The following is a 14,064-nucleotide window of genomic DNA, read 5'->3' as shown; positions in this document are numbered from 1 at the left end:
TATAATGTACTCATTGTAATTAAATTTTGGGTAATAAAAAGTTATGGATCACAACGATAATCATCCGAGTCAAAGTCGGGTTGAATTACATGAGAGAGATTACCATAAAAAGAGACGTCTTCTGGCCTGGGTGTTAAGTATCACAGCTCTTTTAATTACGGCGATTGGTGTATATTCAGCGTATATTTATTTTCGAACAAAAAATGCTGTCGATGATGCCTATGACAGCAGTAATCGTGTTCAAGTTAAAAATGGTGAGTTTGACGGAAAGAAAAAATTTGCGGTATTGCTGATGGGCACTGATACAGGCGCTCTTAACCGCGAAGAAAAAAATGGTAACACTGACACAATTATTATTGCAGTAGTTAATCCGCAAAAAAAGCGTTATACATTGATGTCTGTACCGCGTGATACAATGGCAGAAATGGTGGGCGCAGATGAATTTCAAGTAAAAAAAATAAATGCAGCCTATCCTATAGGCGGAGCTGCGATGTCAATGGCAAGTGTTTCAAAGTTGGTAAATGTACCTATTAAATATTATGCTCTAGTTAATATGAAAGGTATTATGCGCCTGATCCGTTATGTTGGTGGTATCAATATCAGGCCAACTCTTAGCTTTGAATACGGTGGCTATATTTTTAAGAAAAACCAGTTGACTCATATGGGTGGTGGTGGTGCTTTAGCTTATGCGCGAATGCGCTATGACGATCCGGCAGGCGATTATGGGCGCCAAAAACGTCAACGACAGGTAATTACAACTATTATTAAAAAAGCAGTGTCGCTGAACACCCTTACTAAACTAGATTCAGTCCTAGAATCAATCTCTGGCAGCGTTAAAACCAACTTACCCTTTGATGCACTAAGACAGATTGTTTTTAATTACCAAGATGCAACTAAGAACGTCAAAAATGATTACCTTCATGGTCACAATGCTACGATAAATGGTGCTTCTTACCAAGTGCAATCTACTAGAGAACTGCAACGCGTTTCCGACTATTTACGTGCTGAATTAGGGTTACCTTTGACCACGGTTAACAATAATGAAACTTATCAAAATAAGCGTAATAAAATTGCGGGCTTTGATTTTAAAAATCCTGATAGTCAAGATTACCAGATTTATGATGATTATCAAAACCAAAATTCTCGGGGAGAAGGTGACTATTAATAATGCGTTTGTGGTCGATCATAATTGGTTATGCGTTTGGCTGCTTATTGGCTGCGGTACTAGTTTGTCGTTTTGCTTTGAACCAAGATCCTACCCAAGTAGGTTCTGGCAATCCTGGAACGGCAAATGTGGGAGCCGTGTTTGGAAAAAAATGGGGCATAATCACTTGTTTAGGTGATATTCTAAAAACACTTATTTGCCTTTTAATTGTGCATCATATTTTTTCAAGCAAAATTGCTCTTGTGTACGCCGGCTTAGGCTTAATGCTGGGCCATTGCTTTCCTTTTTGGGAGCATTTTAAAGGCGGCAAGGGCGTAACAGTAGCTGTTTTAGTAGCTGCCGTTTATGACACAAGAACAGCTGCAATTACATTATTAGTTGCCCTGTTTCTTTTAATAACATTACAAAATTTGACGGTTCCTCCGATAATTTTTATAATATTGTTCAGTTTATATGAACTAATAAAGATCAAAGAAGCCGGATTAGTATTATTGCTGATGACGTCGATTATGATTTTCAAATTCAGATCTGATCTACGTGACTTTTTTACTGGCAACGGCAAAAAAGTTGATGTCTTATACACAATTAAAAAGAAATTGGGTATTAAACGCGATAATTAATAGCAACATTTTTAGTGAGGAATATAACTAGAAATATGAGTAAAAACAAAAAATCTTTAAAAGCTATTCAGATAATTTGCATATTAGTGGCAACTCTATTCATGCTCGTGCAAATGTTCAGTTTGAAAGGTATTGCTGCTAGGGCACACTATTCATTTGTCCGTTTTATGCCTAATATGTTGCATAATGCGACGTTAATGTTGGTACCCATGGTCTTTGGGGCTATTTACAGCAAGAAAAAAGAGAGTGTTAGTGAAAGTTTCAAATATTGGTTGTTAGCCAGTGTAACTTTGATTGTTTATTACATCTTTTTCTTCTTTATAGTTCCTACACGCTTTAATATGTGGCGCGTTTGGGGCATGTTATTCCCGATCATTACCAGTACTTCGGTTTTATTCTCCGGTTTGTTTTTTTGCTTGTTAATTCAACCGTATCTTTTTGATTTACTGCATAAATTAAATATTAAACAAAACCTGCTGGTACTAAGTTTATTAACATTATTAGGCTTTGCCCTAAGTGCTGGTAACCTATCTTTCCAATACTCACTTTATGGCCTATATCTTGTTTTGTTCTTTGCCTGGGGCATGTTTTTAGCTCATATCCACATTAGTAAGAAGATATTAACTCTATCTTTAATCAGCGGTTTTCTCTCCTTCTTCATTGTGGTGATTGGCGTTTCAGGCTTTGATGCGGTTTATTGGTCGCAGATTATTTCAGGTAATGGCGGGGGCGACTGGAACCGGGAATTTCTCAACAACCCTTCTTCGCCGTTTATGTTTTTACTAGTTGTAGCGGCATTTTTATTACTTAAAAAGGTAATTTTAACTTTTACTAAAACGCAAGCCCGCTACTTTATTCCAGTAATTATGATTATGGATGCGCCAATTTCTCCGAGATTTATGAACGCATTCCGCTTTACTGACTCGTCTACTATCAATAAATTGATCATGATAGTGGTTATGTTGGTAATCGTTGTCCTCTGGTATATGGTGCTAAAACGCTATTTATTCCAAATTACGCCATTTGCTAAGATCATTAATTATTTAGATAATGAACCTAATTTAGCCAAAATTTGTGAAAAAATCTGGTCGATTTTTACCAAATTTGTTATTTCCAATCGGGTCAACTTACTTACTTGGGCTTGGTTCTATATTTTAAGTTTCGGCTCTTTTCTAATTGAATCAGATAATTTACGAATTCAAATAAGTACAGCTTCAACAATTAATGCGATAGTTTACCTTCTTGGCACTAAATTCTTTGCCATGATTTTGACAACTATCTTTCTTGATGCGTTGTTTTCCGTATTTTACTTTGTAACAACGCGGTACTGGACTTCAAACATTTTAGTAAGTTTGATTGCCATTGGCTGGGCTGTCGCAAATAAAATTAAGCTGCTACTTCGGGGAGAACCTATTTACCCGACTGAGATCAGTGAAATTGTTAACTGGAAAACCCTAATTCCAATGATTGGCAAGACTACTGTCATTGTGATTTTAGTAGCTATAGTTATTGTAATTGCCCTTGATATTTTCTTGGAATGCAAAGTTCCTATTAAAAAGCGCGGCTCTTGGAAGAGACGTGGAATTTGGGCATTGCTCAGTTTACTATTGTTTGTAACGCCATTACGCTTCAATCATGATGGCGGAGTTATTTATCACATCAACCGTGGTTTTGATAATAAACAAAGATTTCGTAACCCTGAACGAGATATTCAAGTAAATGGGCCTGTTCTTAATTTCTTGAATTATATTGACTTGCAAATTATGGATCAACCCGAGGGTTATTCGGAAAAAAGTATTAAACAGCTCAACACCAAATACGAAAAAGTAGCGGCTAAGATTAATAAGAAACGTAAAAACGATCTTAAGGACCAAACCATTGTCTTTAATTTGAGTGAAAGTTTTGTTGATCCAAATACTTTCCCAACAATCAGGTTTGACCGTGATGTACCAAATCCGGTTAAGTTTATCGAGTCGATGAAGTCACGTTCCACATACGGCAATATGCTGAGTGCCGGTTATGGTGGTGGTACTGCCAACATGGAATGGGAAACTCTAACCGGTTTGAATATGGGGATGTTCAAGTCTACTTTGACCCCTTATGTTCAAATTGTGCCGAACTATGATTTCTACCCAACAATAGGGATGAACTTCGATTATAAATCTGCTGTCCACCCATTTATTGGTACGTATTACTCAAGACAAGAAGATTATCATAGGTTTAAATTTGATAAGTTTATCTATGTTGGTTCAAAATATAAAGTTATTGACCAAAAGAAATTGGGTAAGAGTGGTTATAACTCTGACTTTACTACCTATGCTAACGGTCTAAAAGAAATCAATTCCCGCGATGGCGGACAGTTTATCAACCTGATTTCAATTCAAAACCACATGCCATATAACAATTGGTATCCAAATAACGAATACATGGGCAAGATTTCAGGAGAGTTGTTCAAATCGCCAGCAGTTCGTGATCAAATGGCTACTTACGTTAAGGGAACGCAATACACTGACAAGGCAGTTAAGCAGTTTATCCAGCAAATTGATCAAATTAAGAAACCAATTACTTTAGTCTTTTACGGTGACCACTATCCAAGTATCCTTTCTCAAAGTTATACTGCTAAATACCCGGTACAAATGCACTCAACACGCTACTTTATCTATTCCAACAAATATGCGCGTCAACATGGTGCTAAAAAGAGACTGCCGCGTAAGGCAAATAATTTTGTCAGTTCCAGCGACTTTATCGCTATGATGCTTGAACAGACTGATTCTAAAGTGACACCTTACCAGGCACTTTTGACTGAGGTACATAAGAGACTGCCAGCAATTACCATTAACTTTAAAGGCGATAAAGGCTTCGAATTAATTGGTCGTAAAGGTCAGGTAATTGAACCAAAATATCTGACTAAAAAGCAGCAAGAAATTTTAGCTGATTATGAGGCTGTTCAATATGATATGACGGCTGGTAAAGCTTATGGTTTAAAGATTAAAGGCTTTTACAAGTAACAAATTGATATTGACTTATTAAGAAAAAATGAGTATTATCGTTTATAACAAATTTAAGTAGTATCACGATTCAGAGTTCAGAGAACTAGCGGTTGGTGAGAGCTAGACAGGTCGTGCATGGCGAAATACGAGTAGGGTGGTTCCCATATAGACCACAATTAAGGCACTTAGTAATAGTGTAAATGTGGGTGGTACCACGGCTAAAAATAACTAGTCGTCCCTAGATTCATCAATTGAATCTAGGGACTTTTTTGTTGGAGGAAAAAGATGGCAAACTTTGATATTTTAGAAGATTTAAAGTGGCGTGGAGCTATTAATCAGCAGACTGATGAAGCTGGACTGACTAAATATTTGCAAGAACATGATAACTTGGCACTATATTGTGGTACCGATCCTACAGGTGATTCCCTTCATATTGGTCACCTTATTCCCTTCATGATTTTGAAAAGGTTCCAACTTGCAGGTTACCACCCTGTGATTGTTATTGGTGGTGGTACAGGAACAATTGGTGATCCTTCAGGACGCAAATCAGAGCGGGTACTTCTTAGTGCTGAAAAATTGCATGAAAACGAAGTAGCCCTTACCAAGCAAATGGAAAAATTGTTTGGTACTGAAAACTTTGAAATCGTTAATAACGCAGAATGGCTTGATAAATTAAGTCTAATCGAATTTTTACGTGAATATGGTAAACACTTCCAAGTGAACAACATGATTAATAAGGATGTAGTTGCCAGCCGCTTGGAAAATGGTATTTCTTTTACCGAATTTTCTTACCAAATTTTACAGGCTATTGATTTTTACCAATTGAATAAAAACTATGGTGTCCAAATGCAAATTGGTGGTAGTGACCAATGGGGCAATATTACAGCAGGAATTGACCTAATTCACAAGTTGATGGGTTCAGAGAGACAGGCATTTGGCTTAACGATCCCATTAATGTTGAAAGCTGACGGCACCAAGTTTGGTAAATCTGCTGGTGGAGCTGTTTGGCTTGATCCTGAAAAAACCAGCCCTTATGAATTTTATCAATTCTGGATCAATCAAGATGATCGGGATGTAGTTAAATATTTGAAGTACTTTACTTTCCTTAGCCATGAAGAAATAGACGATCTGGCAGAGCAAGTCAAATCAGAGCCGTGGAAGCGAACAGCGCAAAAGACACTCGCCAGAGAAGTAACAAAATTTGTTCACGGTGAAGAAGGCTTAAAAGAAGCAGAAATGATTACCGACGCACTGTTTTCCGGTGACATTAAGAATTTGTCGGTCAAGCAAATTGAGGAAGGGCTAAAGAGCGCACCAGCGGCTGAGGCATCGTCTCAGAGCCAAAATATTGTGGACTTCTTAGTTGATACCCAAATCGAATCTTCCAAGCGTCAAGCTCGTGAAGATGTGACTAATGGAGCAATTTATGTGAACGGAGACCGTGAGCAGTCGGTAGATTTTGAAGTTGATCCTTCTAAGGCATTTGATGGTAAATATGTCATTATTAGAAAAGGTAAAAGAAAATACACTTTAGTTACAATTAAAGATTAGTCTAAAAGGGGCAGTTGCTATTTTCGCAACTGCCTCTTTTTTAACTCCAATTAAGAGAGTATAATAAGAAATACATTATTTTTTAATTTAGGAGGGAAAAATGCGTGCACGGGTAATACTTTATAATCCAGAACATAAAGCATTTTTATTGATCCACAGGTTTAAAAATGGGCGTGATTACTGGGTGGTTCCAGGTGGTGGCGCAGAAGAAAATGAAACTCCAGTGGCTACTGCAATCAGGGAAATAGGAGAGGAATTGAATCTTCAATTAAAGCCAGCTGCTCTAACGCATTTTTTTACAAGTGAAGCAAAAGAAGAATTCTTTTACACTGAAATACCGTACATAGTCGCACCTGCAATCAGCGGCGAAGAAAAAGAACGCTCAAGTAAGTCTAACGTTTATCAGCCAGAATGGGTGGCAAGTGCTGATTTAACTCAAATTAATTTAATGCCACCTGAAATTGCTGCTAAAATAATAACGGCAATTTGACAAAGAAGTGCTAAAACTTCACACTTTTCTGATATTAAAGCACTTTAAATTATCTTGATAGGAGAGTAAAAAATGGCTCGAAGTGATATTTTAGTAACAACTACCGAAAATATACCAGGTAAAAAATATGAAATTATTGGTGAGGTATTTGGTTTAACTACGCAGTCTAAAAATTTAATTAAAGACTTTGGCGCAGGTCTCAAGTCAATGGTTGGTGGTGAAATTCGGAGTTATACCAAAATGCTTGAAGATTCACGCAGTCAGGCATTGGAAAGGTTACGGCAAAGTGCTGCAGATGTAGGTGCAGACGCAATCGTAATGATGCGTTTTGACTCAGGCTCGATTGGCGGCGACATGCAATCCGTTGTTGCTTATGGTACAGCTGTGAGATTTATTGCAGATAATGACTAGATATAGTATTATTTGAAGTATTCGCTTCACGAGAGTGAATACTTTTTTGTTGAGTTTGATTTTGCCACTTTAGCTCAGGAGGTAGAGCACCGCCGTGGTAAGGAGGAGGTCCTCAGTTCAAATCTGGGAAGTGGCTTAATTTTTAATAACCTTAATTTATCAAATTATGATTTAGATAAGTGAAGGTTATTTTTTATTAATAATAATTGCTTTATCCAAAACTATTTAGGTCCTTCACTAAGTTGTAAAAAATTTTAGTAGAATTAAAGCCAGCAATGCTTTTGATGAACAATGCGTTAGGCAAAGTACAAATAAATGTGATTAATTGCTTTTTTATATTGCTTAAATTGCTAGTTAATTATATAACTAATAGTGTTAGGTATGTAATCTAATATAGGAAAAATTAAGTTATATCTTAAAGTAAGGAAGTTTATCTGCTATGAAGAAGATCAAATCAATCAAGAAACTGTTAATTGTGGGAGTGATGCTGTCCGTAGGCTCTGCTGCGCTAGTTGGCTTGAATTCTCATCCAGTTGCTGCCAAGCCGCTACCGCCTTTACCAGTTGCAACGACAAAGGATTTTAACAAGTTACAGAAGCTATCTAAAAAACCTGGTGCTCATTATATTAAAGCAAGAAAGTGGTATGCAAGCTTTGTTCCTGGCGATAATGTTGAAGCATATCGCTATCTTAAATCACATAAAAGGACAGGAACTAAGTCTGACCCAGGAGTTGATGACTGGGATATTTTTGTAGGTGCCGGAACAATTGCTGGTAAACGTTATTTCATTAGCAATATTGAAAACAGAGATGGAAAAACAAAGTACATGATTCCAGCAGAGTATTGTCATGTGCCTTATGGCTACAAGTTTAAAAAAGGTCATGCTACAGTCCATGATTATCTTGGTTCTTTGGCAAACGCCTGGAATGGTTACACAGAATTAGATAATGAATATGGTCGCGCATTTACCGAAGAAAATGTCATTTATAGTAATAAAGAAGATGCCACCTTTACTGTTACCCTCAAAGAAGATGGGCAGACACGTGGTAAGTATAAGGGCTTCTGGATTGGGCTTACGCCAATAAAATTTAGAGTTGACGGCACTGATACCTACGAAAATTATTATCCGCTGTACAACTACGTGCCAAATGGTGAATTAGTTGTGAGTTATATTAAGACCGAAGATTTGAATCAATTTAAACGGGCAACAGTTAAATATGATCACATGGGCACAATTACTAAGAGCCATAAATTTAAACCGGCTCATAAAAAGTTAGATATGTAGTTAATTTTAGTAAGAACTTTATCAAGAACAGAAGGAAAAAGCCATGAACGAGAAAATAGTCATAAAAAAGGACTTAGACGAAAAATCAATTGGTTTAAGAAATTTTTTGTTACAGCCATATGATGGTTTCGGTAGTGAAAATGAAGATTTTGCGGCAATCATATATGTTAAGGGTGGCTGCAGTAATGGAAATAGTGAAGCTAAAAGTGATGATAAATCTGCTTGGATGTATTATATTAAAACACCTGATAAGCAATATGAAGACCATTCCAATACCGAGTTAAAAGGATTTTCACAAAATAGAATGACTTTAGAAGCTATTATTCAAGCAATGACTGGATTAATTAATTTACAAATAGATAGACATAAATTACTTTTTGTTACTGATTACAATGATCTGTTTGGTGGTATTACAGAATGGGGTAAAAGTTGGCAGGAAAATAGATGGACAAGATCAAAAAATAAAAAAATCATAGATCTAGACGAGTGATTAATTATTTTTCATGCAGTTGAAGATTATTTCTCAGGGAGTAAAGTGTTGTTTTATTCCAAATCAACTCCTGAATTCAGTGAAGGTATGAATCAGGTAACAGAGTTTGTGAATAGCCAAACTGGATATAAAACATCACATTAATGTAACATTCTACTATTATTTATACCAAGATTTGTTAGTGCATTTTGACTAATATGAAAGAAAGTTTGGTCAAATTAACAAAAAGGGATAGACTATTAAGCAAGTACTATTGATTACTACACTTTAGGTCTATCTTTTTTGTAGTCAAAAAAACAAAAATAGTTGCTTTAAATCAACTCTAAAGCAGGAATTAATATGGTGGCATTCTAAAATGTTAAAACTAGTGAGATATTTTAAAAGCAATGAGCATAAGAAAATTGTAATATAAACTTCTTTATTGCTAGTTTTAATAAAAATAATTTATTGATTGGGAAGGAAATTAATTTGGATTTAACTAAAGTTACTGAATTTGTCAAAAAGCAGCTGCAAGATGAAAAAACCGGTCATGATTTTTATCATGGTCAACGGGTAGCACATTTGGCCAGCAAGATGTATTTGCAGGACAATCCCGATGCACATACAGATAGCCGCGTGGTTGCTATTATTCAAGCTGCAGGATATTTGCATGACACTATTGACGAAAAAATTTGTGCGAACCCTGACCAAGTTTTAGCTGATATTAAAGAATTGCTTCCCCAAGTAGGCTTTACCTCGTTAGAAACTAAAGATATTTTATTTACTATGCAACATATGTCATTTTCCGCTAATATCGAGCACCACTATCAGTTACCAGTATCTGGAGAATACGTGCAAGATGCTGACCGCATTGAGAGTTTGGGTGCAATTGGTATTGCTCGTGCTTTTACTTACGGCGGCGCTCATGGAAATGTGATTTATGATCCGAAAATTAAACCACAGAAGCTTGTAAGTCACGATCAGTACCGTGAACACACAGAAACAACAATTAACCATTTCTACGAAAAATTATTTCATTTGGCTGACTTAATGAATACTGCTAGTGGAAAAAAAGAAGCACAAAAAAGAACAGAATTTATGCGTAATTATGTGACAGAATTTATGGCTGAATGGAATGTTTAAACTGCGTGTAGCCTCATGCAGCTTTTTTGCGTTTTTATAAAAAAGCCAATTGCTGAGAAAATTTAATTTGAGGATTTTCCATTTTTAGCAGCGCTCTTTTACGGTCTAAACCGCCAGCGTAACCGGTTAAAGAGCCATTGCTGCCGATTACCCGATGACAGGGGATAATTAAACTAATGGGGTTATGTTTGATCGCAGCACCGATAGCTCGTGCTTTATTTACTTTATCTTTTTGTCCTTTTTGCACGCGCTCGGATAATTCTTGATAAGTAACCAGTTCACCGTAAGGCACTTTTTGTAATTCTATAAGTACTTGCTGGGAAAACACTGACACATTGGGCTTAATAGGAACAGTCTGTGGGTCAGGATTTTGACCGGCAAAATATGCAGAAAGCCAATTTAAAGCTAGTTTAATTGGTTTATTAACAGAACTTTTAACGCTGGTTAAGTGGTAGTTGGCGCCAAAATATTTTTGATCGTTAAACCATAGTCCTAATAAATAATGCTGGTTGCTTAATAGCGTAATGCTGCCTAATTGAGATTGATAAAGAGTTTTATATAGTGTCATTCTTAATCCTTTATTTTGTTAAGTATATAAGAGATCGCTTGTTAAATATGGTTATATACCAAAAGTCGATTTTCGTAAATTAGCTATATCATATTGTACTGATAGTTGCGCTCAATTACTATATAATAATTTTAGGTTTAAACGATTATTGTCTGTATGATTAATTTAAAAGGAAAAATAAAAATTGGGTTATAAAATTTTTGTATCTTATAAATATCAGGATCATGATGTTGCCAAACTAGAAGGCGGTAAAAATCAGACCCCCAGAGATTATGTTGATTATTTGCAAAAAATTAGTTTCAGTGGGGATGACGTAAATAAAGCAGAAATTGCCAATGAAGATTACAGTGGACTCACAGATGAAGCTATCAGAAAATGTTTAGCAAAAAAGATTTGGGATTCGTTAATTACGTTGGTTTTGATTTCTCCCAATATGGTTGATCTTGCGCAGGCAGAAAAAAACCAGTGGATACCGTGGGAGATTGCTCAGTCACTAAAAACGCGGACAAAAATAGGTAAAAGGACTTTGCCTAACGCCATTATCGCAGTTGTACTACCTAATGTTTCCGGTAAATATAATTACTTTGTTAACTATTGGAAATATATTGACCAAAATAACCAGCAACACCTAGTACGCAACATATCAGTTAATCGGACTTTCAAAATCATTGCTCGGAATATGTTTAATCTCAAAGAACCAATGGTCGACTTTGTATCCGGTAAAAAAGTCTATCACGGAAATAGTAGTTATATAACTGTGGTCGAGTGGAATAAATTTATTAAAAATATGGATTATTATTTTAAAAAAGCAATTGCTATCAGAAATAGCATTGCAGATTATAATCTCTCAGAAAAATTAGATTAACAATGGATTAAAACATTTCTATACGAAAATTTTTGGATTTTTTCTTTGTTGTATACAAAAAAGAATAACATGTAGTTTACATTCATTTTCATGAAAAATGAGAACGTTGATAGATCAATACTCCATATTGTAGCCTGTCTTTGACATAACCACTAAATATGGTATGTTATTACTGTTGATATTTACAGGAGGTCAAAATATGAAGTCAAAAATCAAAAAAATCTTTTCCATTAGTCTAGCGGCAGTTGCAGCTGGTCTGGCACTGACAGCATGTGCAGGAAAAAAACAAGGTGGCAGCAATAATTCAAGTAGTAGTGCCAAGCACTCAATTGCTTTAATTACTGATACCGCGGGTGTTAACGATAATTCTTTTAATCAGTCTGCTTGGGAAGGCTTTAAGGAATATGGTAAAGACCATCATCTTAATCGCGGGCGTAATGGTTACCAGTACTTTCAATCCGGTAGCGCAGCAGATTTTGAGCCCAATTTTGATCAGGCAAGTAAAGCCGGTTACCAGACAATATTTGGCATTGGCTATAGTTTAAAAGATGCTGTTAAAGCAGCGGCTAAAAAGAACCCAAAAAAGAACTACGTCATTGTTGATGAAGTAATTAAGGGGCAAAAGAATGTGGCCTCAGCTAATTTCAAGAGTGAGCAAGCTTCTTATTTGGCAGGTGTAGTTGCAGCAACGGAAACAAAGACTAACGTCATTGGTTTCATTGGCGGCGCTCACGGCAATATTATTGACTTGTTTGATGCCGGTTTTACTAAAGGCGTTCATGACCAAGCTAAAAGATTGCATAAAAAGATTACGCTGTTAAATCAATATGTAGGTGATTTCAAGAGTGCCGATAAAGAAAAGGCAATTGCGCAGTCGATGTATGCCAAAAAGGCAGATATTATCTTCCATGCTTCTGGTTTAGCTGGTAATGGTCTGTTTCAAGAGGCTAAGTCAATTAACCAGACGAGAACAGCTGCCAAAAAGGTTTGGGCTATCGGGGTTGATTCTGACCAATCTCATTTAGGCAACTACAAGGCTAAAGACGGTAAAAAAGATAACTTTGTTTTGACTTCAGTTATCACAGGTGTAAATGTAGCAACACGGGACATTTCTAATCGTGCATATAACGGAAAATTCCCTGGTGGTCAACAGTTAGTTTACGGTTTGAAAACTAATGGTGTTTCCATCAAACGCGGACAAATTAGTGAAAAAGCATGGCAATATTCGCGTCAGGCACGCACTGAAATTATTAAGGGTAATATCAAAGTCCCGCTTCATCCAAGTAAATAGTTCGCAATATGCCAACATTTTTACCTATAAACAACCACAAAAAAATATATCTTGAATTAATACGTATTTTATTATAATATTGGTATTGAAAAGTTCGTATTTTGTGGAGGGTAATATCATGGGTAAGAAATTTACGAAATTTTTGTCATTAGGAATAATGGTGGCTTCGTTCACTTTGCTTTTGAATGCTTGTTCGGGAAAAAAACAGGGAACAGGCAATCAAAATAAGAAGGATAGCATCGCTTTAATTACAGATAGTAATGGTATTAACGATCAATCTTTTAACCAAAATGCTTGGGCTGGATTCAAGGATTACGGTAAGGAACATAACCTTAAGCAAGGCAAAGGCTATCAGTATTTTCAATCAAGCAGTGCAGCTGACTACACACCTAACTTTAATCAAGCTGCCAAATCTGGTTACCAAACTATTTTTGGTATCGGTTATATGTTAAAAGATTCAGTTAAGGCTGCTGCTAAGAAAAATCCTAAGAAAAATTTTGTAATCGTTGACGATGTAGTACCTGGTCAAAAAAATGTAGCATCTGTTACTTTCAAGAGTAATGAATCATCTTATCTAGGTGGTGTAGCTGCTGCTTATTCAACCAAAACTAATAAAGTTGGTTTCATTGGTGGAGCTAAATCAGCTGTCATTGATACTTTTGAAGCAGGTTTCAAACAGGGCGTAAAAGATGCTGCTAAAGCTCAACATAAAAAAATAACTGTCAGCATCCAATATATCGGTAACTTTACTTCAACTGATAAGGCTAAGTCGATCGCGCAATCAATGTATGCCGACAAATGTGATGTAATATTCCAAGCTGCCGGAAATGCGGGTAACGGTGTTTTCCAAGAAGCTAAAGCACTTAATCAAACTAAACCGGAAAGTAAGAAAGTTTGGGTAATTGGAGCTGACGTAGACCAGACAAACTTAGGCAACTATAAATCCAAAGATGGTAAAAAGGCTAACTTTACTTTAACTTCTGTTCTAAAGGGTTTAAACGTAGTGACCAAATCTTTAGCTGATGATGCTGCTGATGGCAAATTCCCTGGAGGGAAACATCTTGTCTATTCATTAAAGGACAACGGTGTTTCGATTATGAAGGGTAATCTTACATCAAAAGCTTGGCTTGCAGTAGAAAAAGCCAAGCAGCAAGTAGTTTCAGGGAAAATAAAAGTAGCGCAGAAATAAAGTAAATTATTGATTAAAACTCTTTGT

Annotated in this window: 13 protein-coding genes and 1 tRNA gene; 13 read left to right on the top strand and 1 reads right to left on the bottom strand. The window is 36.2% G+C overall.

Annotated features, from left to right (window positions below; genetic code table 11):
- Positions 1-43 precede the first annotated feature (43 nt).
- From JF73_RS07145 to JF73_RS07100, 10 genes are all read left to right on the top strand, one after another.
- Positions 44-1,165 (top strand): LCP family glycopolymer transferase, encoded by a 1,122-nt coding sequence (locus tag JF73_RS07145; protein WP_046327591.1) that lies wholly within the window; start codon positions 44-46, stop codon positions 1,163-1,165.
- Positions 1,165-1,785 carry a glycerol-3-phosphate acyltransferase gene (locus JF73_RS07140; RefSeq protein WP_109918763.1) on the top strand — a complete coding sequence of 207 codons (621 nt, stop codon included), beginning with the start codon at positions 1,165-1,167 and terminating at the stop codon, positions 1,783-1,785. The genes JF73_RS07145 and JF73_RS07140 overlap by 1 nt, the downstream gene beginning before the upstream one ends.
- A 35-nt stretch (positions 1,786-1,820) precedes the next feature.
- Positions 1,821-4,793: an LTA synthase family protein gene (locus JF73_RS07135; protein ID WP_046327589.1), complete on the top strand. Its 2,973-nt coding sequence runs from the start codon at positions 1,821-1,823 to the stop codon at positions 4,791-4,793.
- A 267-nt stretch (positions 4,794-5,060) separates the two neighbouring features.
- Positions 5,061-6,326 (top strand): tyrosine--tRNA ligase, encoded by a 1,266-nt coding sequence (tyrS, locus tag JF73_RS07130; RefSeq protein ID WP_046327588.1) that lies wholly within the window; start codon positions 5,061-5,063, stop codon positions 6,324-6,326.
- A gap of 100 nt (positions 6,327-6,426) precedes the next feature.
- A complete protein-coding gene (locus JF73_RS07125; RefSeq protein WP_046327587.1) occupies positions 6,427-6,816 on the top strand; it encodes an NUDIX domain-containing protein in 390 nt (129 codons plus the stop codon).
- A gap of 72 nt (positions 6,817-6,888) precedes the next feature.
- Positions 6,889-7,227, top strand: coding sequence for a heavy metal-binding domain-containing protein (locus JF73_RS07120; RefSeq protein ID WP_038524086.1), 339 nt, complete (start codon positions 6,889-6,891; stop codon positions 7,225-7,227).
- Between the two features lie 63 nt (positions 7,228-7,290).
- Positions 7,291-7,363 (top strand) — tRNA-Thr (locus JF73_RS07115).
- 303 nt (positions 7,364-7,666) lie between these two features.
- Positions 7,667-8,512, top strand: coding sequence for a hypothetical protein (locus JF73_RS07110; RefSeq protein WP_046327586.1), 846 nt, complete (start codon positions 7,667-7,669; stop codon positions 8,510-8,512).
- A 43-nt stretch (positions 8,513-8,555) separates the two neighbouring features.
- Complete coding sequence (locus JF73_RS07105; RefSeq protein ID WP_046327585.1) at positions 8,556-9,002, top strand: ribonuclease HI; 447 nt, start codon at positions 8,556-8,558, stop codon at positions 9,000-9,002.
- Positions 9,003-9,470: 468 nt separating this feature from the next.
- Positions 9,471-10,124: an HD domain-containing protein gene (locus JF73_RS07100; protein WP_046327584.1), complete on the top strand. Its 654-nt coding sequence runs from the start codon at positions 9,471-9,473 to the stop codon at positions 10,122-10,124.
- A 34-nt stretch (positions 10,125-10,158) separates the two neighbouring features.
- On the opposite strand, the gene JF73_RS07095 is transcribed toward JF73_RS07100, so the two are convergent.
- Positions 10,159-10,692, bottom strand: coding sequence for a methylated-DNA--[protein]-cysteine S-methyltransferase (locus JF73_RS07095; protein WP_046327583.1), 534 nt, complete (start codon positions 10,690-10,692; stop codon positions 10,159-10,161).
- 184 nt (positions 10,693-10,876) lie between these two features.
- On the opposite strand from JF73_RS07095, the gene JF73_RS07090 reads away from it, so the two are divergent.
- The 3 genes from JF73_RS07090 to JF73_RS07080 all read left to right on the top strand — a co-directional run bounded on the left by JF73_RS07090 (position 10,877) and on the right by JF73_RS07080 (position 14,037).
- Positions 10,877-11,557, top strand: a complete 681-nt coding sequence (locus JF73_RS07090) for a TIR domain-containing protein (RefSeq protein WP_046327582.1) — start codon at positions 10,877-10,879, stop codon at positions 11,555-11,557.
- A 199-nt stretch (positions 11,558-11,756) separates the two neighbouring features.
- A complete protein-coding gene (locus JF73_RS07085) occupies positions 11,757-12,848 on the top strand; it encodes a BMP family lipoprotein (protein WP_046327581.1) in 1,092 nt (363 codons plus the stop codon).
- A gap of 118 nt (positions 12,849-12,966) precedes the next feature.
- Positions 12,967-14,037 (top strand): BMP family lipoprotein, encoded by a 1,071-nt coding sequence (locus JF73_RS07080; RefSeq protein ID WP_038524069.1) that lies wholly within the window; start codon positions 12,967-12,969, stop codon positions 14,035-14,037.
- Positions 14,038-14,064 lie beyond the last annotated feature (27 nt).

The sequence above is a fragment of the Lactobacillus helsingborgensis genome (assembly GCF_000970855.1).
Lineage (GTDB): Bacteria > Bacillota > Bacilli > Lactobacillales > Lactobacillaceae > Lactobacillus > Lactobacillus helsingborgensis.
This window is presented reverse-complemented; position numbering and strand designations above follow the sequence as displayed.

Excerpts from the sequence above, each read along its gene's own strand:
- JF73_RS07145 (WP_046327591.1), top strand. The coding sequence starts at position 44 with ATGGATCACAACGATAATCATCCGAGTCAAAGTCGGGTTGAATTACAT.
- JF73_RS07105 (WP_046327585.1), top strand. The coding sequence starts at position 8,556 with ATGAACGAGAAAATAGTCATAAAAAAGGACTTAGACGAAAAATCAATT.
- JF73_RS07120 (WP_038524086.1), top strand. The coding sequence starts at position 6,889 with ATGGCTCGAAGTGATATTTTAGTAACAACTACCGAAAATATACCAGGT.
- JF73_RS07080 (WP_038524069.1), top strand. The coding sequence starts at position 12,967 with ATGGGTAAGAAATTTACGAAATTTTTGTCATTAGGAATAATGGTGGCT.
- JF73_RS07095 (WP_046327583.1), bottom strand. The coding sequence starts at position 10,692 with ATGACACTATATAAAACTCTTTATCAATCTCAATTAGGCAGCATTACG.
- tyrS (WP_046327588.1), top strand. The coding sequence starts at position 5,061 with ATGGCAAACTTTGATATTTTAGAAGATTTAAAGTGGCGTGGAGCTATT.
- JF73_RS07125 (WP_046327587.1), top strand. The coding sequence starts at position 6,427 with ATGCGTGCACGGGTAATACTTTATAATCCAGAACATAAAGCATTTTTA.
- JF73_RS07135 (WP_046327589.1), top strand. The coding sequence starts at position 1,821 with ATGAGTAAAAACAAAAAATCTTTAAAAGCTATTCAGATAATTTGCATA.
- JF73_RS07085 (WP_046327581.1), top strand. The coding sequence starts at position 11,757 with ATGAAGTCAAAAATCAAAAAAATCTTTTCCATTAGTCTAGCGGCAGTT.
- JF73_RS07110 (WP_046327586.1), top strand. The coding sequence starts at position 7,667 with ATGAAGAAGATCAAATCAATCAAGAAACTGTTAATTGTGGGAGTGATG.